At 64.1% G+C, this 20023-nt stretch carries 13 protein-coding genes; 11 read left to right on the top strand and 2 right to left on the bottom strand.

The window, feature by feature from the left end; translation table 11 throughout:
- The first annotated feature begins 188 nt into the window (after positions 1–188).
- Positions 189–425 carry a YtxH domain-containing protein gene (locus KOL99_RS05970; protein WP_216509570.1) on the top strand — a complete coding sequence of 79 codons (237 nt, stop codon included), beginning with the start codon at positions 189–191 and terminating at the stop codon, positions 423–425.
- A 43-nt stretch (positions 426–468) separates the two neighbouring features.
- On the opposite strand, the gene ptsP is transcribed toward KOL99_RS05970, so the two are convergent.
- Positions 469–2811 carry a phosphoenolpyruvate--protein phosphotransferase gene (gene ptsP, locus KOL99_RS05965; protein WP_216509569.1) on the bottom strand — a complete coding sequence of 781 codons (2343 nt, stop codon included), beginning with the start codon at positions 2809–2811 and terminating at the stop codon, positions 469–471.
- A gap of 162 nt (positions 2812–2973) precedes the next feature.
- Here ptsP and KOL99_RS05960 point away from each other — a divergent pair, with 162 nt between their 5' ends.
- From KOL99_RS05960 to KOL99_RS05915, 10 genes are all read left to right on the top strand, one after another.
- The gene (locus KOL99_RS05960) at positions 2974–3765 is read left to right on the top strand and encodes a tetratricopeptide repeat protein (RefSeq protein WP_216509568.1); all 792 of its coding nucleotides are present in this window, start codon (positions 2974–2976) and stop codon (positions 3763–3765) included.
- Positions 3766–4279: 514 nt separating this feature from the next.
- Positions 4280–5269: a transporter gene (locus tag KOL99_RS05955; RefSeq protein ID WP_216509567.1), complete on the top strand. Its 990-nt coding sequence runs from the start codon at positions 4280–4282 to the stop codon at positions 5267–5269.
- Positions 5270–5374: 105 nt separating this feature from the next.
- Positions 5375–6949, top strand: coding sequence for a sigma-54 interaction domain-containing protein (locus KOL99_RS05950; protein WP_216509566.1), 1575 nt, complete (start codon positions 5375–5377; stop codon positions 6947–6949).
- A gap of 250 nt (positions 6950–7199) precedes the next feature.
- On the top strand, positions 7200–7541 hold the full coding sequence (locus KOL99_RS05945) for a hypothetical protein (RefSeq protein ID WP_216509565.1): 342 nt from the start codon (positions 7200–7202) through the stop codon (positions 7539–7541).
- Positions 7542–7654: 113 nt separating this feature from the next.
- Complete coding sequence (locus KOL99_RS05940; RefSeq protein ID WP_216509564.1) at positions 7655–8674, top strand: hypothetical protein; 1020 nt, start codon at positions 7655–7657, stop codon at positions 8672–8674.
- A gap of 105 nt (positions 8675–8779) precedes the next feature.
- Positions 8780–9133, top strand: coding sequence for a hypothetical protein (locus KOL99_RS05935; RefSeq protein WP_216509563.1), 354 nt, complete (start codon positions 8780–8782; stop codon positions 9131–9133).
- 11 nt (positions 9134–9144) lie between these two features.
- Positions 9145–9846, top strand: coding sequence for a C39 family peptidase (locus KOL99_RS05930; protein ID WP_216509562.1), 702 nt, complete (start codon positions 9145–9147; stop codon positions 9844–9846).
- A 29-nt stretch (positions 9847–9875) separates the two neighbouring features.
- Complete coding sequence (locus KOL99_RS05925; protein ID WP_216509561.1) at positions 9876–10358, top strand: hypothetical protein; 483 nt, start codon at positions 9876–9878, stop codon at positions 10356–10358.
- 218 nt (positions 10359–10576) lie between these two features.
- The gene (locus tag KOL99_RS05920; RefSeq protein ID WP_216509560.1) at positions 10577–17449 is read left to right on the top strand and encodes a PKD domain-containing protein; all 6873 of its coding nucleotides are present in this window, start codon (positions 10577–10579) and stop codon (positions 17447–17449) included.
- A 51-nt stretch (positions 17450–17500) separates the two neighbouring features.
- Positions 17501–18718: a hypothetical protein gene (locus KOL99_RS05915; RefSeq protein ID WP_216509559.1), complete on the top strand. Its 1218-nt coding sequence runs from the start codon at positions 17501–17503 to the stop codon at positions 18716–18718.
- A gap of 57 nt (positions 18719–18775) precedes the next feature.
- On the opposite strand, the gene KOL99_RS05910 is transcribed toward KOL99_RS05915, so the two are convergent.
- Positions 18776–19879, bottom strand: a complete 1104-nt coding sequence (locus KOL99_RS05910; protein ID WP_216509558.1) for an NAD(P)-binding domain-containing protein — start codon at positions 19877–19879, stop codon at positions 18776–18778.
- Positions 19880–20023 lie beyond the last annotated feature (144 nt).

The raw sequence follows: 20023 nt of genomic DNA, 5'->3' as shown, positions 1-20023 counted from the left end.
ATCTCCTTTGAGATTATTTACCGACGGATAGTAGCATCTAATGCGGTTCAATTCAAATCAGAAAACCGGATGACGGGAAAAGCGTCTTTATTTGTTGTTGGGGGTTTTATTGCGCTGCGGAATGTGATAAGAATGACTGCACATTTTTCTCCGGTTACAACTTCCAGAACCAAAAAGGAGCATACGACATGTCGAAGAAAAGCGAACAGGCCGCTCTGCTGGCCTTCCTGGCCGGAGCCGCGGTAGCCGCGGGTGCCGCTCTCCTCTTTACCCCGAAAACCGGTCGCGAGGTCCGCGAGAAGCTGGGCGAAGCGAAAGACGAGGCGATGGACAAGCTGAAAGGGTGCGTGCGCAACGCGAAGCTGCGTTCCAGGAAGAACGGCTCCGATCAGATGAACTACGACGGCGGCGACTGCTGGATATAGACCAAAAAGGCCGGGCTCCCCATGGGACCCGGCCTTCGTTTTTCTAAAGCCCCAGTTCCCGCTGGGTCGCTTCCAGGTATTCCCGTATCGCCTGGGCGCTCTCCATGCCGAGCACCCGGTCGCCGATCTCCCGCGCCTTTTGCAGGCTTATGCGACGTACCGCCTCCTTCACCCGGGGGATGTTGGGCGCCGACAGGCTGAAGCTGCGCAGGCCAAGCCCCATGAGCAGTATCGCGTTGATCGGCTCTCCCGCCATCTCGCCGCACAGCGACGCCGGTTTCCCCGCGTCCGCCGCGGCAACCGCCACCTTCTTGATCGAACGGAGCACCGCCGGATGGTACGGGTCGTACCATTTCCTCACCCTGGGGTTGTTCCTGTCGCAGGCGAGGGTGTACTGGATGAGGTCGTTGGTGCCGATGCTCAGGTAGTCCACCTCTTTCACCAGCATGTCGGCCACGAGCACAGCCGCCGGCAACTCCACCATCACCCCAAGCCCGATCTCCCCGTCGAAGCCGCGCCCCTCGCGGGTCAGTTCGTCCTTCACCTGCTCCAGGATCGCCTTGATGCGCCGCACCTCGTCCACTCCCGAGATCATCGGGAACATCACGTTGCACTTCCCCGACGTGGAGGCGATCAGTATGGCGGCCAGCTGCTCCCTCAGGATGTCCTCCCGGTCCAGCGACAGGCGCATGGAGCGCCACCCCAGGAACGGGTTGTCCTCCTTGGGGTGCGGGAAGTAGGATAGCCCCTTGTCGCCGCCGATGTCGAGGGTCCGTATGTGCACCGGCAGCCCGGGGAACCCTTCCAGCACCTTGCGGTACACCGACGCCTGCACCTGGCGCGTCGGGAGCGAGGCGCGGGTCATGAAGGGGAACTCGGTGCGGTACAGGCCGACCCCCTCGGCCCCGTGCAGGTGGGCCACCTTCAGGTCGCTTAAAAGGCCGATGTTGGCCAGGAGGGTGATGGTGCAGCCGTCGGGGGTGCGGGCGGGGAGGTCGCGGATCTCCTCCAGGGCGCGCTGCTTCTGGTCGAACTCCCCCTGCAGCCGCACGTACTCCTGTTTGACGCCCTGGTCCGGGTTTATGTAGACGCAGCCGGAGTTGCCGTCGACCACCACCTCGCTCCTGACGCCGACCCGCTGCAAGAGCCCCTCCACGCCGAAGACGGCGGGGATGCCGAGGGCGCGCGCCATGATGGCGGAGTGGGCGTTCTGGTTTCCCTTCTCGGTGGCGATGCCGATCACCTTGCCGTGGTCCATGATGGCGAGGTCGGAGGGGAGCAGTTCGCGCGCCACGATGATGCGCTCGTCGCGCAGGCGCTCGCGGTGCTTGCTGTGGCCGTTCAGGGCGTCGCAGATCCTGCGGCCGATGTCCTCCATGTCGGCGGAGCGCTCGCGCAGGTAAGGGTCCTCCATCCTGGCGAAGGCGGAGACGTAGGCCTCCACCACCTGGTTCACCGCGCGGTGCGCGCCGAGTCCCTCCTCGATGAGGGCGGTGATCTTGGCGATGAAACCGCGGTCCTCGAGGATCATCAGGTGGCTGTGGAAGATGGACGCGTCCGCCTCGGAGAGGAGCTCCCCCATCCTCTTTTCCATGTAGATGGTGTGGATGCGGGCCTTCTCCAGGGCCTGCTGAAACATGTTGAGCTCTTCCGCGCGCGGCCGGGCCCGCTCCAGCACAGCCTCCTCGCTGGCGCCCCTGTGGTGCAGGATGGAGACCTTGCCCAGGGCGAAGCCGGGGGAGATGCCGATGCCGGTCAGGGCGGCTGCGGAGGGGGACTTGCGCGACGGGCGGCCTCCCTCCTTGAGGACGCCGCTTTTCTTGAGGCGGTCCACCTCGGCGGCGTAGAAGGCGCGCTCCTCCTCCTTCTTGCGCACGGAGTCGAGCAGTTTGGCGTTGGAGACGATGCTGGAGATCTGCCAGGCGATGGTGGAGACGGCGCTGATCTCCTGGGGGGTGAAGGTCCTGGCCTCGCGGTTCTGGATGACCAGGACCCCCATGGGGGTGTCGCGCTCGAAGAAGGGGACACCGAGGAAGGAAAGGACCTTCTCCTCCTTGGTCTTCCTGAAGTACTTGTAGCGGGGGTGCCGGGGGGCGTTGTCGGTGGCGACCACGCCGCGCTGCTCAAGGACGAGGCCGGTGAGCCCCTCCGAGATCTTCATGGTGATGCCGACCGAGAGCCTGGAAAGACCACGGGTCGCGTGCAGCCTCAGCGTCTCGCCATCCTCCTCCAGGAGGTAGATGGAGCAGACGTCAGAGGACATCCTCTTAGCCACCAGGTTAACGATGTTGTCCAGAGTCTCCTGCAGATCGTGGGATTGGAGAATCAGCGCGCTGATGTCCTCCAACGTCCTCAGTCCCAGTTGCTCACCAGCCTCCTCTGGCATTGCCATCCCCTTTGCGTGTGATTGCCGCAGTATAGATGAGAAAAATGATATGTGAAAGCTTTTAATGCATTTTTAGTCGGTCTTAAGTTGGCAAAGGGGTGGCTTCTCTGTTATAGTGTGCGCCAATGAAATCCGATTGGAGTCGTGGAGGAGGCAATGGCAATGGCAACAACTTTTGATGAAAAGCTGGCAAACGGCATAGCGCAGATGGAGTCCGGCGAATACGCCCAGGCCATCGAGGCATTCAAGGGTTGCATCGCGCTGGAGCCCCAGAACGCGGAGGGGTACTTCTACCTCGGCGAGGCGTACTCCGAAGCCGGGCACGTCGATGACGCCATCGCCGCGCTCAAGAAGGGGCTGGAGCTGGCGCCGGAGGACCTGGACGGCCTGACCGCGCTGGGCGACGTCTACTTCGAGTCGGGCAAGCACAAGGACGCCCTGGCCTGCTACCGCAAGGTGACCGAGCTGCAGCCCAAGGATTGCGACGGCTACGTCAGCATGGGGCTCGTCTACAACGCCATGGAGCGTGCCGACGACGCGCTGAAGGCCTTCGAGAGGGCGCTGGAGCTCGATCCGGGCAACGTCTTCGCCTTGAACGCCATGGGGGACCTCTACTACGGCCTGGGCGAAAACGAGAAGGCGATCGCGGCCTACCACAAGGGAATCGAGATCGACCCCACCGACGCCACCGCCCGTTTCAACCTGGGCGAGCTCTACTACGACATGGACGACCTGGAGGCGGCCGAGCGCGAGACGCTGGAGGCGATCCGCCTCGACCCGGAATTCACCATGAGCTACCTGACCCTGGGCAACATCTGCATCGACCAGGACCGCACCGCGGACGCCATCAAGCACTTCGAGAACTACCTGAAGCGGGAACACTCGCCGCAGGCAAGGGAGATGATCGCGGAGGTCAAGGCGGTCATCGAGGGGCTCAAGGAGGAGATGAAGTAACGAAGGCGCCGCTTTTTCACACGGGAGATTGCCGGTAACGCTTCTCCCGGAAAAAACCCTTATCCCGTCGGCCTGCGTGGCCGCCGGGATTTTTTTGTGCGCCGCGTCCGAAAGGATGCCTGCGCGCGTCCCCGCTCCCCGTTGGGGGATCCCGTGCCGGTCCTCTGGCATTGTGCGCACGCCACCAACCTCGCGCCACGACGACACGATACAGGCGGTGGATAAAAAAGAAAATGTTAAGCAATAAAACTTAACATACAGGATTGCTTTTTCGCATCGAAAGAGAAGTGTCTACTGTTGTCTCTGTTACTATTTTACACATTTACACTGTCTTTACACTAAGTGTAAAGTGTGAATTTTATGTGTCAGTGTGCCTTGACATATAATAAATTAATGGAAATATATCTCGCAGACGGTCACTTGTGCAAAGGAAAGGAATGCTATGAGTCGACTAGTGAGATCTCTGTCATTACTGATTGCTTTCGCAGTGCTGCTGTCAACCTCTACCGAGGCAATGAGCGAGGAACAGCGCGCCGCACCGGAGGGGAAGGGCGCGGGGAGCCAGCTTCCAGCCCAACCTGTCGGGGTCAAGCCTCAGGACGAGAAGCCGGCCGTGGACGGCGCCGCGCTTTTCGAACAGGGGGGGGCGCTCACTCCGCGCGGCCAGCTCGTCTTCGAGCCCTCCTTCCAGTACTCCCACTCTTCGACCAACCTCGTCTCGGTGGTCGGCTATACCATAATCCCTTCCATCACGGTCGGCCTCATCAACATCAAGAACGTTGAAAGCAACACCCTCGTCGGAGCGCTGGGGCTGCGCTACGGGCTTACCAGCAGGCTGGAGGGGGAGGTCAAGATCCCTTACGTCTATCGGACCGAGTCCACCTCGACCGACTCGGCCGGCACCGGCGGACAAAACGTCACGAGCGTTTTCACGGCCGACGGCAACGATCTCGGGGACATTGAATTCGGCCTGCGCTACCAGCTGAACCGCACCGGACCGTCCTACTGGCTGCTCGGGTTGCGGGTGAAGTCGAACACGGGCAAGGACCCCTTCGAAATGCCGGTGGACCAGGCCACCGGCTTTTACACCCGGCTCCCGACCGGTTCGGGCTTTTGGGGCATCCAGCCCGGACTTACCCTCATCGTTCCCTCCGATCCGGCCGTCTTCTTCGGCAGCGTGAGCTACATGGCCAACATTCCCCGCAGCATCCCCGGCGTCGGCGACGTCGATCCCGGGGATATCGTGGACGCCAATTTCGGCCTGGGTTTCGCCCTCAACGACAAGACCTCGATCAGCCTCGGCTACGATCACAGCATCGTCGGCCGGGTGAAGCGCAACGAGAGCTACCTTCCCGGGACCATGGTAACCCAGTTGGGGACTCTGCTCATCGGCTTTTCCTACCGGGCGAGCGACAGGATGAGCTACGTGTTCTCCCTGGGCGCGGGACTCACCCAGGCGGCGCCCGACGTGCAACTGACCGTAAAGGTACCCTTCAACCTCTGACCGTGGGACAGCGCGGGGGGGATCGCCGGCTGTCGCGGCAGAGGCGGAGGCGAGCGAAGGCGGCGAGATGGCCGACACGCCAGCCGGGAAACAGGAGAAACAGTAATGCCGCGCATGGACATACGCATCAAGACCCGCTTGAGCGGCCGTGCCGTCTATTTTTCAGGCAAGCGCCGCGTGGAAGAGGCGGTCGTTGTGAACGAGCTCAGCCTGAGCAGCGCCATGGTGAGCGGCATGGGGCCCATCTCGGAGGAGGGATGCACCCTCAACATCAACCTCCCCCCCCACACCCGGGTGGAGCTCCCCGCGCACCCGTTGCGCAGTTCGCACAAGAGCACGGTGTTCAGGCTCTATTTCCCTGAAAAGCAGGCGTATGACGCGATCTGGTCCTTTCTCAGGAAGCAGACCCCGGTAAACGGCAGCTGCCCGTACTGCGGCGGGGAGTTGCAGAACGATCGCACCCTGTGCGGCGCCTGCCGTACTCCTCTGGACGTCATGGATAGCGGATACCTGGAGCGCCACCTGCATGCCACGTTCCTGGCCCGACTGGAGAGCAGACTTTCCCGCTGCGACGGGGGACTTCTGCTGCGCCTGCTAACCACCGTTGACCAGAGCATCATCGGGGCATCCCCCGGTTGCGGCAACGACGAATTCGTCGGGACCGCCCCGGCCCTGCGGGAAGTCTTTGCCACCATACGCAAGGCCGCCTGCACCGACATGAACATCCTGATCCTCGGGGAAAGCGGCACCGGCAAGGAACTTACCGCCCAGGCCATTCACGAAAGGAGTCAGCGCCGGGACCAGTTGATGGTAGTGGTGAACTGCGCGGCCATCCCCGAACAGTTGCTGGAGAGCGAGCTGTTCGGTTACGAAAAAGGAGCCTTCACCGGCGCCTACGCGAGGAAGGCGGGACGCTTCGAGTTGGCCGACCGGGGCACCATATTCCTGGACGAGATCGGCGAACTCCCCGCGCCGCTCCAGGCCAAGCTTTTGCGCTTTCTCGAAGACCACACCGTGGAGCGTGTCGGGGGTAAGCGCGGCACCCACGTGGACGTCCGCATCATCGCAGCGACCAACTGCAACCTGGCCGCCATGGTGGACCAGGGTACCTTTCGACGCGACCTCTATTACCGTCTGAACACGATCAGCATAACGCTCCCCCCCTTGCGCGAGCGCGGAGACGACATCATCCTTCTGGCCAAGTACTTCTTCCAGCGTTTCGGCGCCATGGAACAAAGCGGACTGCAAGGCTTCTCTCCCGCGGCGCTTGCCGCAATCAGCGCCTACGACTGGCCCGGCAACGTGAGGGAGCTTATCAACAAGGTGCGGCGTGCACTGGTGATGGCCAGCGGCAAGGCGATCGAGCCCGAGGATTTGGAGCTGGCGAGGGTCGCCCCCTTCGTGCGCAACAAGCAGCCCTACGCACTGGCTGACAGCCGCGAACAGATCATCGATGTTCTTGAGCAAACCGGCTACTGCGTCACCCGTGCCGCACGCGTGCTCGGGGTAAGCAGGCCCACCCTTTACGCGTCCATGCGTCGCCACGGCATCGACCCCAACGGCCCCCACACCGACCCCGGCGTCCCCCACACCGATCCCGGCGTCCCCCACACCGATCCCCCCCACACCGAGCCCGGCAGCTCCCACAACGCGGCGCCCATCCCCTTCTCCCTTTCCTGAGCTGATCGGCCCGGCTCTTCCGCCGGTCCCCACTCCCTCCGGGGGGGCGCGCCCCCCCCTTACACCCTTTACACTCAAGTCCCTGAAATTACGTATTAACCACACGTAGTGTAAAAAAGAGTGTCCTACTCCCTTTTACAAAACCGTGCCCGCTTTGCCCCGTAAGTAGCCGTAATCTCGTCTGAAAATTCCTGGCACGGAGCGTGCTATACATGGGTGTGGATTCACGAGGTACGTAGCGGAGGTGATCATGAAACGATTCATGCTGATCATTGCCCTGCTGCTGCCGACGGCAGCGGCCCGCGCGGAGATGACGCCGACCGGTTCTGCGGCCACGACGGACCAGGTCGCATCGCCCCCCCGTGAGGAACGGGCCCCAGTTTCGCAAGGGGGAGCCGCAAGGGGAGCGTTTGCCGCCAAGCAGCAGGGTTTCAACCAACTGGAGGGGGCGCCGTTGCCGGCGGAGGAACTGAACGCGGTGCACGGGCGTTACCTGCTGGGTGGAGCGCCACTGCAACCCTCGCTGCAGCTAAGCGACGTGAAGCTGTGGGACGAGGGGAGGGCGGTCGCCCGGTCACAGCAGCGGCACTGAGATGTCTCATAGAAGATGCAGCAGAAGGTTTTACGCCGGGGCCATGGCCCGGCGGGAAGAGGTGCACTTAGTAGGCCATTCCAATGCAGTCAACACACGAAAAGGAGGAAGTCATGAAATCACGTATCGTCGCCATCCTGGCCGCAGCAGCAGTGGTATCCCTTTCCAGCTTCGCCTACGCCATAGATGCTTCCAACGACGGCGCTTTGGGCGCTGCCGTCGCCGTGGATGGCAGCAGCGCAACCAGCAGCACCAGCAACAGCAATACCTTGAGCTCTACCGACAGCGTCTCCGTCAATAAGGAAAACGGCAATACCATCGCCTCGGGCAACACCGCCACCAAGACGGTGACCGTCACCCCGACCGACAACTCCACCACCAACAAGGAATCGTTCAACACCTTCACGAAGACCGAGACGGAGAACCTGAACCTCAACAAGGAGTCCGGCAACTCGATCGCTTCGGGCAACAGCGCCACCAAGACGGTGACCATCACCCCGACCGACAACTCGGTCAACACCAAGGGATCGTACAACACCTCCACCGAGACCGAGAACGTGAATGTCAACAAGGAGTCCGGCAACTCGATCGCCTCGGGCAACAGCGCAACCAAGACGGTGACCATCACCCCGACCGACAACTCGGTCAACACCAAGGATTCCAACAACACCGATAACTCGGTTTCCAACAAGGAGTCCGGCAATACCGTCGCCTCGGGCAACTCAAAGACCGAGAACGAGGAATCCTTCAACACCACCAACGTGACTAGAAGCGATAACCGCAACTTCAGCAAAACCGAGACCGAGACCAACAACGAGACCGAAATCAAGGACTCCTACAATGCCGTGTCGGTCAACAAGTCCGAAAGCGCGACCGACAGCCATGATCTCAGCATCACCATCGGCGACGTGGCCGTAGCCGTGTCGAGCACCCAGCTCGAGGGCGCCGTTTCCGCCAACTCCGTCGACCTTGGCAAGCGCGCCTACATCACCACCGGCAACAACGACATCTCCGGCTCCGCTTTCCAGAGCGCAGCGGGGATCACCACCGTGACCCAGAACAGCGGCATGAATTCCCTGATCCAGCCTTCGATAAACGTTCAGTCGAACCTCAGCCTGAACCCGGGGCAGTAACAGGGGGGCGGACCTGCCGCCACATAGAGGAGCGGGCCCCGGTACGAACCGGGGCCCGTACTGCGTACCCGACGGGCTCATCGCGGCCCAAGAAAGGAAACGGCCATGATACGCAAGCACATCGTTACCTTTGCAGTGATGCTTGGCATGGCCTTCGCCCCGCCGGTTGTCGCCTCGGAAATCGGGCAGGCTGATCTGGGCGCGCCGCTTGCCGAGGGCGCCATGGCCCAGCAGACCGGGCGACAAGGGGTGCAGGTCGAAGAGATGGTGAACACGATCAACAGTTCCGAGTCGAGCGCCACTGTGGCGAGCAACCTGCTCACTTCGTCCGGAACCGGTACCAACGTGGTCGGCGACAACGCGTTCGGCGCCACCAACGGGGTCGCGACCATTATCCAGAACACGGGCAATCAGAACGTGATCCAGAGTTCTTTCATCCTCAACCTGAGCGTACGCTGACCGGAGGCGCCATGCCACGTTCCGCTATCAAGACTGCGCTGCTTTTTGCCGCCGTGCTCCAGGTGGCGCCCACGCCGGGCATGGCAGGAAGCGTCGCCGTGCCCGGCGCGTTCCTTGGCAACGTCAACGTCCCCGTGACCAGCGTGAAGGAGCTCCGCTTCAAAAGGACCGTGCAGCAGCAGTACGATTTCAGCTGCGGTTCGGCGGCCCTCGCCACCCTTTTGACCTACCACTACGAGGACCGGGTCAGTGAGGACCAAGTGTTCGTCGCCATGTTCGAAAACGGCGACAAGGAAAAGATCCGCCGCGAGGGGTTTTCCCTGCTCGACATGAAAAAGTACCTGGAGCGGCGCGGCTACCAGGCCGACGGCTACCGCATCACGCTGGACAAACTGGAAAAGGTGGGGATTCCCGCCATCGCCTTGGTCAACATCCGGGGGTACCGGCACTTCATCGTTTTGAAGGGGGTCACCAAAGGCGAAGTGCTTCTGGGGGACCCGGCGCAGGGCGCACGAACGGTGCCGCGCGGTGAGTTCGAGCGGTGGTGGAATGGCCTGGTGTTCCTGGTGCGCAGTCACAAGGACCTGGCGAGCCGGCACTTCAACGAACCGGGCGAGTGGCCGGCAAGGAGGATGTTGGCGGGGGTGGAACCGCTTACGACTGCACAGTTGCTGGATCCGACTCTTTTCCTGACGGCACGCAGAGGTTTTTGAGCGGTCGGTACGCTTAAAGGGGTAACACCATGAAAACCAAAGGGATCATCCTGGTAACGTCCGTGGCGCTGCTGTTCGCTTCCCGGGCCGGGGCGGAACCGGCGCAAGAAACGATGGCGGCGCCCGCCGTGGCCGAGGCTGAGCTCGCGGCAAGCCGGGGCGGCTTTTTCGGCCAGGACGGCCTCCTCGTCTCGTTCGGCATCGAGCGCGCGGTCTACGTCAACGGCGTCCTGAGCGCATCCAGCAGTTTCAACTTCTCATCCGCCGGCGCCATGAAAAGCGGCGCGGGGACCACCCTGGTGCAGATCGGGCCGGAGGGGAGCAACCTCTTCCACGCTGCGCAGGGAACGGGTTCGCTTCCCGGAGGGTTGGCGGTAATCCAGAACACGCTCGACAGGCAGGTGATCAGCAACCATCTGGCCATCAACGCCCAGCTCGCGAACATGTCGATCTTCCGCGACATAAGCCTTCAGTCGGCGCTGCGGCAGCAGATGATCAACGCCGTAAGGTAGTAGTCTTGCCTCCTGCCGGTGCGAACCGGCCGGACCGGCGCCGTACCAAGCTATTATTGCGGCACCCTGCGCTAAACGGCCCGCGCGGGACCCGTTCAGCGTAAGGCTGCCGATGCAGCTTGCTACGCAGTCCTGCACCAAACAGTGCGCAGGTCGCGTAGTTTTCCTGTTTTTGCCGTACGCCTCGATGCGATTTCCGGGACAGGAGGGTTGACAAGATGCACTACGGCTACGTGCGTATGCTGGCGGGAGCGCTGATGCTGGCCTTCCTTTTTGCGACCCCTGTCTCAGCGTGGGCCGCAGTGACCATCGATCCCCTTTCTTCTCCCTATTTGAACGCGAGCCTCACGGTCACCGGCACCTGTGCGGAGGGGGCAACCGTCACCCTCGACGTCCCGGGAGCGGTGGTCGGTCCGGTCAGCTATCCCTCTCCGGCCGCCTGGGGAGCAGTCGTTTCGGGCCTGACCGATGGCAGTCATACCATCACGGCTACCAGCGATAAGGACGATCCGGCCTCTGCGAGCGCCGAGATCTACGTCGACGCGAACGCCCCCGTCCTTACCGTCTCCACCCTCCCCGGCGGAGCCGTCACCAACGTTTCCCTTCTGAACATCGCAGGTAGTGCGACCGACGCGGCGAGCGCTCCGGCAGTGGTGACCATAAACGGTGACGCCGTTCAGGTCCAGCCCGACGGCGCCTTCAGCGGCGCGGTCACCCTCGTCAGCGGCCCCAACACCATAGCCGTGGTTGCCACCGACCAGGTGGGCAACAGCGTGACCGACAGCAGGGTGATCCGGCTCGACCTGTCGGCACCGCACCTTACCATCACCTCGCCGGCCGACAACGTCGTCACCTCGCAGGGGGGCGTCACGGTCGCCGGCAACGTCGACGAGGAATCGGTGGTGACGGTCACCCTCGGCGCCGGGAGCCCCCAGGGTGCCGAGCAGGACGGCACCTTGTTTTCCGCCGCCGTCACCCTCGAACACGGGCTCAACACCATCACCGTCACCGCGACCGACCTGGCTGGAAACAGCGCGGTCGCCAAGCGAAGCGTCCTGTTCGACGGCAGCATGCCGAACCTGCAGGTGACCCAGCCACCCCAGGATAAGAGCACCAACAGCAGGACACCGGTCATCGCCGGGAGTGCGAGCGATCCCGACAGCGCCGTTTCGGTGACCATCGCGGCGGGGGGGCAGAACTACTCCCCCAGCGTGGCTGGCGGTTCCTTCAGCCAGCAGCTTTCGCTGGGGGGGGACGGCTCCTACCCTGTGACGGTAACCTGCGCGGACCAGGCCGGGAACCAGGCGACGGTGGTGCGGACCCTGCTCCTGGACACGTCGGCTCCGGCGATAACGGCGGTCACGACGACAGCTGCGGCGGGACGCTACGGCGCAGGGGCCCTGATCCCCCTCACGCTCTCGTTCAGCGAAGCCGTTACCTCCTCGGGGCTGACCCTCACCCTGTCGAGCGGCGGCAATGCGAGCTGCGGCGCCCTGGCGGGGGTGACGAGTTGCACCGCGGTCTACACCGTCGCAGCCGGAGAGATGAGCGCGGGGCTTGATGTCGCCTCCGTCAGCGGCGCACTCCTCGACGGCGCCGGCAACCAGGCGACCGATCCGCCGGTCAGCGCCCAGGCCAACCTGAGCGCCTCGAAGATCGTGATCATCGACACGGACGCGCCGACGGCCAGCATCACCGGGCATCCTGCTGATCCGACGGTGTTGCGAAGCGCCACCTTCACCTTCACCAGCGACGAGGCCGGCTCAAGTTTCGCCTGCAGCCTGGACGCGGGGGCATTCGCCTCCTGTGACTCGCCGGTGGCGCTCGACCTTTCCGGGAGCCCGGACGGCCGGCACACCTTCGCGGTGAGGGGCGTCGACCTCACCGGCAACATCGGCGCCGCGGCCAGCTGGAGCTGGACCATCGACACGGCGCCTCCCGCTGTGTCGGTGGCCCCCGGGCAAACGCGCTCGGCGAGCTACCTGCAGACCGCCACGGCCACCGACGGCTCAGCGGTCGCAGTGCAGTGGAGCATGGTGCAAGGGAGCGGCAACATCACCTTTGGCGCTCCAAACTCCCTGCAGACCGACGTAGTCGCCACCAAGGACGGCGGCTACGTGCTGCGCCTGACCGCTACCGACGCCGCGGGCAACGTCGCCTTCGCGGATACCTCCCTTGTTTGGGACACGACCCTCCCCGCGGTGAGCGCCGGGGCGGGGCGCACCGCCGGGAGCGCCTTCACCCAGGTGGGGAGCGTCTCCGACGCCACGGCGACGACGCTTTCCTGGAGTAGGGTGAGCGGGCCGGGGACGGTGAGCTTCGGCTCCCCGTCGGCCGCCAGCACGACGGTTTCGATGGATCAGGACGGCAGCTACCTGCTTCGCCTGACGGCAACCGACGCCGCGGGAAACGGCGCCTCTTCGGATGTGACGGTGGTGTGGGACACGACCCTTCCCGCGGTGAGCGCCGGGGCGGGGCGCACCGCCGGGAGCGCTTTCACCCAGGTGGGGAGCGTCTCCGATGCCACGGCGACGACTCTTTCCTGGAGCAAGGTGAGCGGGCCGGGGACGGTGAGCTTCGGCTCGCCGTCGGCCGCCAGCACGACGGTTTCGATGGATCAGGACGGCAGCTACCTGCTCCGCCTGACGGCGACCGACGCCGCGGGAAACGGCGCCTCTTCCGATGTGACGGTGGTGTGGGACACGACCCTCCCCGCAGTGAGCGCCGGGGCGGGGCGCACCGCCGGGAGCGCCTTCACCCAGGTGGGGAGCGTCTCCGACGCCACGGCGACGACGCTTTCCTGGAGCAGGGTGAGCGGACCGGGTGCGGTGAGCTTCGGCTCCCCGTCGGCCGCCAGCACGACGGTTTCGATGGATCAGGACGGCAGCTACCTGCTCCGCCTGACGGCAACCGACGCCGCGGGAAACGGCGCCTCTTCCGATGTGACGGTGGTGTGGGACACGACCCTCCCCGCGGTGAGCGCCGGGGCGGGGCGCACCGCCGGGAGCGCCTTCACCCAGGTGGGGAGCGTTTCCGACGCCACGGCGACGACGCTTTCCTGGAGCAGGGTGAGCGGACCGGGGACGGTGAGCTTCGGCTCCCCGTCGGCCGCCACCACGACGGTTTCGATGGATCAGGACGGCAGCTACCTGCTTCGCCTGACGGCAACCGACGCCGCGGGAAACGGCGCCTCTTCCGATGTGACGGTGGTATGGGACAGCACCCCCCCATCCGTAAGTGCAGGTACCAGCCGCACGGCCAACGCTCCATTCGTTCAGACCGGGAGCGTCTCGGACGCAACCGCTACGACCCTTTCCTGGAGCAAGGTGAGCGGACCGGGTGCCGTCGCCATCAATTCCCCGTCCGCCGCCAGCACAACGGTGTCTATGGATAAGGACGGCAGCTACCTGCTCCGCCTGACGGCAACCGACGCTTCAGGGAACAGCGCCTCTTCAGAAGTTACCTTAATCTGGGACACCACGCTCCCCACGGTCAGCGCGGGGACTCCCCGCACCGCCGGGAGCGCCTTCACCCAGGTGGGGAGCGTCTCCGACGCCACGGCGACGACGCTTTCCTGGAGTAGGGTGAGCGGGCCGGGGACGGTGAGCTTCGGCTCCCCGTCGGCCGCCAGCACGGCAGTTTCGATGGATAAGGACGGCAGCTACCTGCTTCGCCTGACGGCAACCGACGCCGCGGGAAACGGCGCCTCTTCGGATGTGACGGTGGTATGGGACAGCACCCCCCCATCCGTAAGTGCAGGTACCAGCCGCACGGCCAACGCCCCATTCGTTCAGACCGGGAGCGTCTCGGACGCAACCGCTACGACCCTTTCCTGGAGCAAGGTGAGCGGACCGGGGACGGTGAGCTTCGGTTCCCCGTCAGCCGCCGGCACGACGGTATCGATGGATAGGGACGGCAGCTACCTGCTCCGCCTGACGGCAACCGACGCTTCAGGGAACAGCGCCTCCGCGGACGTTACCTTAATCTGGGACACCACGCTCCCGACGGTCAGCGCGGGGACGACACGCACGGCCAACAGCGCCTTCACCCAAACAGGGAGCGTGTCCGACGCCACCGGAATCACGCTTTCCTGGAGCCAGGAGAGCGGGCCGGGCACGGTTAGTTTCGGTTCCTCCGCCAGTGCCAGCACGACGATATCTATGGATAAGGACGGAAGCTATACGCTCCGGCTGACTGCAACCGACGGCGGCGGCAATAGGGCCTACGGCGAAGTCATCATCGTCTGGGATACGACGCTGCCGGCAGTCGGGGCCGGAACAGGGCGCACCGCGGGGATCGCCTTCACCCAGACTGGGACCGTATCCGACGCGACGTCCACCACGCTTTCCTGGAGCAAGGTGAGCGGGCCGGGGACGGTCAGCTTCGGCTCACCGTCCGCCGCCGGCACGACGGTATCCATGGACAGGGACGGCAGTTACCTGATCCGTCTGACCGCGACCGACGCCGCGGGAAACAGCGCCTCATCCGATGTTGCACTGGTATGGGACACCACGTCCCCGACGGTCAGTGCCGGCCCGGCGCATGCCGCAAACAGCGCGTTCAGCCAGACCGGGAGCGTGTCTGACGCGACGGCTACCTTGCTTTCCTGGAGCAAGGTGAGCGGACCGGGGACGGTCGTCTTTAGCTCTCCCGCCTCGGCCAGCACCACGGTCTCCATGGATCTTGACGGGGTCTACCTGGTGCGCCTTACCGCCATCGACGAAGCCTTGAACAGCGCGTCTGCCGATGTCACCCTCACCTGGGACACCACTTTGCCTAAGGTGGACGCGGGGGGGAGCCGGGTGAGTAACGCCCCTTACACCCCCGCTGCAGCCGTAAGCGACGCGAATCCCTCCACTTACAGCTGGCAGCAACTTTCCGGGCCCGGGACGGTCGCCTTCTCCGACCCCGCTGCCCTGACACCGAACATTTCCGCCAGCGTAGACGGCAGCTATACCCTGCGGCTCACCGCAACCGACGCGGCCGGCAACAGCGCCTCCTCGGACTGCTCCATGGTATGGGACACCACACGTCCCGCGGTCAGCGCAGGAGTGGGGCGCACAGCCAACGCCCCCTTCCTGCAAAGCGGAAACGTCGCCGACGCCACTGCAGCCACCCTTGCCTGGAGCAAGGTCAGCGGGCCCGGTTCCGTCACCTTCGATCCGCCGTCAGGAGCAAGCTCCACGGTTGCCATCGACCGGGACGGCGCCTACGTGCTCCGGCTTACCGCCGTCGATGCGGCCGGCAACGGCAGCACCGGCGACGTCGCCGTAACCTGGGACACCACCGCGCCTTATCTGGTCCAGCCGGTGCCTGTCACTACCGCTACCGCGGTAGACCTCACGGTAAACGCAAGCGATGCCACGCCGATGGTCTACCGGTGGCAGCAGCTATCCGGGCCGGGAACGGTGACCCTCGGAGCGCCGGGGAGCGCTACTACGAACGCCAGCGCCGACCAGGACGGCGTCTACCTGCTGCAATTCGCCGCGACCGACGCCGCCGGGAACAGCAGCATGATCGAGGTCTCCTTTACCTGGGATACCACGGCGCCCCAGGTAGTGGCAGGCGGCAGCCGCGTCGTCAATGCGCCCTTCATCCCGGCCGCCACGGCCAGCGACGCAACCCCGCTCACCTACCGTTGGGAGCAGCTTTCCGGGCCGGGCAACATCGCCTTTTCGGATGGGACCGCCTTGTCGCCGCAGATATCGGCCACCGCGGACGGTAGCTACTCGCTGCGCATCACCGCAACCGATGCGGCCGGTAACCGCTCCAGTGACACGCTGGCGCTGCTTTGGACCACGCAACTGCCGCTGGTAAGCGCAGGGCCCAGCAGCGCCCATAATGCCACCTTTACCCAGTACGGCTTTGCCAGCGGCACCACGCAGCTTACCTTCCGCTGGAGCCAGGCAAGCGGGCCGGGCACGGTTTCCTTCGGTTCTCCGGACTCTCTCGCCACCACGGTGAGCGCGGACCAGGAGGGCACCTATCTGCTCAGGCTTACCAGCATCGACCAGGCCGGCAACGTTTCTACCAGCGATGCCACGCTGATCTGGGATCTGGCCTCGCCGTCGCTCTCCGTCGCTCTCCCCCCCGATCACAGCTACACGAGCATGCAGCAGTTTACGGTTTCAGGCAGGGTCGTCGACCCCCTGAGCGGGGTCCAGTCGCTGCAGTTAAACGGCACCAGTCTGGCGGTAGACGCCGAGGGGAACTTCAGCAAAACCATCGAACTTACCTCCGGCACCAACGTGATAACGGTGGTTGCCATCGACCTTGCGGGGAACGCGAGCCACTCGACGAGCAGCGTGGTCCTCGATCAGGCAGTGCCGGTCATCGCGCTCACCGCACCGGCGTCTGACGAATACAAGACCAACAAGTCACAGCTCATGATCACCGGGAGCGTCGATCACGATTGCATCCTTGGCATCCATGTCTCCGGCCCTTCCGGCGCCCGCGACTTCACCGCCTCTGTGCTTGCCGGCTCGCTGTTCAGCCAGCTCTTGGACAACCTGGCAGTCGGGGTAACCACCATTACGCTCACGGCCACCACGCAGGCGAACCTCTCGTCGACCCGCGTCATCACCGTGACCCACGAGACGGAGGCGCCCACCCTGACCCTGACCTCACCGTCGGGCGACGTGCGGCCGGGGCAGAACTCTCTTGTGGTGTCGGGGACGGCAACGGACACGGTGACGTCGGTAAGGGTCACCATAGCGGTCAACGGACAGTTCTATACCCCGCCGGTGGTGGATGGCGCGTTCAGTCAGACCATCCCGCTCACAACCAAAGGGCTCTATCCCGTGACGGTGACTGCCACTAACGAGGCTGGTGGAGCCACGGTTGTCACCAGGAGGGTCATTTACGCCACACCGACGGGCGACCTGAACGCCGACGGAAAGACCGACATAAGCGACGCCCTGCTGGCCCTGCAGGTCTCAGTCGGCATGCGCCCGCAGTTGGACGGCTTCCTGGTCTCGGGGGACCTGGCCCCCCTGGTGGGGGGCGCGTCCGCCCCCGACTGGAGCATAGACATAGGAGACGCTGTGCTGATCCTGCGCATCATCGTCGGATCCCTGGCACCGCCGGCCTAGTGCGGGCAGGGGTGGGGCTGCAAGCGAAAATATATACAGGGGAGGGGCGGCATGGGAAAAAGTTTGAGTGTGTTCGCACTGCTGGTGGTGGGGGTGACGGCTCTACTTTCGGGATGCGGCGCGGGCGGTTTCCAGGGGCCGGACAACAACACGGGCGGCAGTACTGTCCCGAATGCAGTCCTGAAGCGGGTTGGCGGTACCGCCTCCAAGGGGATCATTGAGAACGGTACGGTCGACGTCTATGCCCTGGCGAGCAACGGCACGGTCGGGAAGCGGCTGGGGGGGGCCGTCACCAACGCCTTCGGCCAGTACACGACCAGTGTCAACATCACCGGGGCCGCGCTCTTCACCGTATCGGGGGGGAGTTACCTCGACGAAGCCACGGGGCAACCGCGCACCATTCCGGCGGCAGCACCCCTCAGGGCAGCGACCACGACCGTTTCGGGCACCATGCAGGTTGCCATCACCCCCCTGACGGAGCTCGCGGTGCGCGCGGCCGGGACGCCGCTTGTAGCCACCCGTATCGACAGCGCGAACAAGCTCATCTCCAAGCTGTTCAAGGTCGACGTTCTGACCACGCAGCCCATCGCCGCCACTGCGAGCGATTTCGCCGAGGTCGGCACCGGGCAGGAGCAGAAGGACTACGCCCTGGCGCTGGCAGCATTCTCCCAGATGGTGCGCGACTATTACGGGGGGAGCCTGGATGCCTGTCTGGCTGCGTACGGCGCGGATCTCGCTGGGGACAGTGCCCTTTCTCCCGACCTGGGGCAGCGCTTCCAGAGCTCCCTGTCGGCATACCTCGCCTCGCCGCTGAACGAAACGGGTGTGACCGATGCCTCGGCCACCAATCTTGCCAATGCCGGCGGCGGCACCATGATCCTGCATCTGGCGACGGCAGGCACCCTGGCGCCGGGGGCATCCATCTACGGCATCACGGTGCGGCTTTCCCTGCCACCGGGGGTGTCGGTCAAGGTCACGGACTTCGTATACCGGCAGGCGGACGCACGGGCCGTAGTGGCGAGCGGCGTCTTCCCCACGGATCTCTACACCATCGGGGTATTTCAGCCGGCCAACCAGGCGGCGCCGGCGACGCTCACGGTCTCCATACCCCAGGCAACGGGTTCGCCTACAGGGGAGTTTCTGACCGTGGTCTGTGACCTCCCCGTGGGGGTCAGCTACCTTCCCTCGGATTTCGGGGTGCTCTCATTCAAGGCTGTGGATAAAAACGGCGCGGAGATCGCGGGACTGCAGGTGGAGATCAGCCAGTGACAACGGCTTGACTCCCGATGGGGGAAAGGGGAGCCGGCCGGCTCCCCTTGGTACACCTTATTTCTTTATCTTCTTCATAATCGCCTCGACGACGTGGTGGGCGTCGTTGACGGCGGTGTAGATCAGGTTCGGGTGCCGCTCCTCCTGGATGGCGCCCTGGTTGATGCGCATATACGAGGGGGAGATGGCGCCGCCGATCACGTAGACCCCCTTCCGGGTGGATTCGAAGTCGGCGGTAAGGAGCAACAACCGGTCCCCTTCCTTGGCCACCTGGCAGACGCCCTCGGCGCAGGCGATGGTCTGCACGCCGATCTTGTCGTAGATGGAGGTGGGGCCCTGGCTGCCGATGCAGGCGATGACGTTCTTCATCGGGAAACTCATGGCGTGGTAGCGCTCGATCCCTCCGGCCATCTTGTCCTCGCTGACCCTGATCACCAGGCGGTCCACGCCCTCGTCGTCCACCTCGCCGATCCTCGGGGTGGCGCCGGGCAGGAGCCTGATGTTGCCCCCCAGGAGGATCTCCTCGCCCAGGCGCTGCGCCGTCTCCTTGTTGACGTCGAAGGTCTCGGCCACGTGCGCCCAGTACACGGGTTCCTTGTCGTTGGCGTTCCTCTTCTCCTTAAGGATGGAGATGATCACGTCGGCGGCGGAATTTCCCCCACCGATCACCAGGGTGCGCACCCCGATGTACTTCTTGGGGTCGTCGAGGCTCTTGGCGACCATCTTGGCGTCACCGTACACCGATAATTCCTTGGGGATGGAACTGCCGAAGGCGAGCAGCACCTTCTTCGCCTGGAAGGTTCCCCGGGAGGTGTGCACCTTCAGGTAATCGCGCCCCTCCTCGATGTTCTCGAACTGGGTTTCGGTCAGTACGTTGAGCCCCTCGTGCTGGACGAAGTGCTGCACGTACTGGATGTATTTCTCCACGGTGACCGGTTTGTCGGGCGGACGCAGTTCCTCGACCAGGAAGGGCTCCGGGTTCTCCTTGGGCTTGGAGGGATAGACGTTCTTCCCTTCCGGATAGGTGTTGGCAATGCCCTGGAAAATGGACTTGCCTCCCTCGATCAGGAGGTGGGACAGGCCGTTCTTGTGACACAAGTAAGCGGCGGCCACGCCACCGGGGCCTCCGCCGACGATAAGTACATCGTATTTCTGATCCATGGTGCTCCTCGCGGGTCTGTCACTGGGTGTTCTATAACGGTACAACTATACACGCTTAACCGGGTGCTTCCTAGCAATAATGAGAAGCGCGCTTGGCAAAGAGGCGGCATCGGGTAGTATAGGGAGGCAGTCCGAAAAAAAACA

Origin of the sequence: Geomonas azotofigens (assembly GCF_018919395.1) — a bacterium.
Lineage (GTDB): Bacteria > Desulfobacterota > Desulfuromonadia > Geobacterales > Geobacteraceae > Geomonas > Geomonas azotofigens.
Note: the sequence above shows the minus strand (reverse complement) of the source record. Positions and strands in the feature narration are given on the sequence as shown.

Bases quoted from the DNA above. Each gene is read 5' to 3' on its own strand.
- KOL99_RS05935 (WP_216509563.1), top strand. From the start codon at position 8,780: ATGATACGCAAGCACATCGTTACCTTTGCAGTGATGCTTGGCATGGCC.
- KOL99_RS05925 (WP_216509561.1), top strand. From the start codon at position 9,876: ATGAAAACCAAAGGGATCATCCTGGTAACGTCCGTGGCGCTGCTGTTC.
- ptsP (WP_216509569.1), bottom strand. From the start codon at position 2,811: ATGCCAGAGGAGGCTGGTGAGCAACTGGGACTGAGGACGTTGGAGGAC.
- KOL99_RS05910 (WP_216509558.1), bottom strand. From the start codon at position 19,879: ATGGATCAGAAATACGATGTACTTATCGTCGGCGGAGGCCCCGGTGGC.
- KOL99_RS05955 (WP_216509567.1), top strand. From the start codon at position 4,280: ATGAGCGAGGAACAGCGCGCCGCACCGGAGGGGAAGGGCGCGGGGAGC.
- KOL99_RS05915 (WP_216509559.1), top strand. From the start codon at position 17,501: ATGGGAAAAAGTTTGAGTGTGTTCGCACTGCTGGTGGTGGGGGTGACG.
- KOL99_RS05945 (WP_216509565.1), top strand. From the start codon at position 7,200: ATGAAACGATTCATGCTGATCATTGCCCTGCTGCTGCCGACGGCAGCG.
- KOL99_RS05940 (WP_216509564.1), top strand. From the start codon at position 7,655: ATGAAATCACGTATCGTCGCCATCCTGGCCGCAGCAGCAGTGGTATCC.
- KOL99_RS05930 (WP_216509562.1), top strand. From the start codon at position 9,145: ATGCCACGTTCCGCTATCAAGACTGCGCTGCTTTTTGCCGCCGTGCTC.
- KOL99_RS05920 (WP_216509560.1), top strand. From the start codon at position 10,577: ATGCACTACGGCTACGTGCGTATGCTGGCGGGAGCGCTGATGCTGGCC.
- KOL99_RS05970 (WP_216509570.1), top strand. From the start codon at position 189: ATGTCGAAGAAAAGCGAACAGGCCGCTCTGCTGGCCTTCCTGGCCGGA.
- KOL99_RS05960 (WP_216509568.1), top strand. From the start codon at position 2,974: ATGGCAACAACTTTTGATGAAAAGCTGGCAAACGGCATAGCGCAGATG.
- KOL99_RS05950 (WP_216509566.1), top strand. From the start codon at position 5,375: ATGCCGCGCATGGACATACGCATCAAGACCCGCTTGAGCGGCCGTGCC.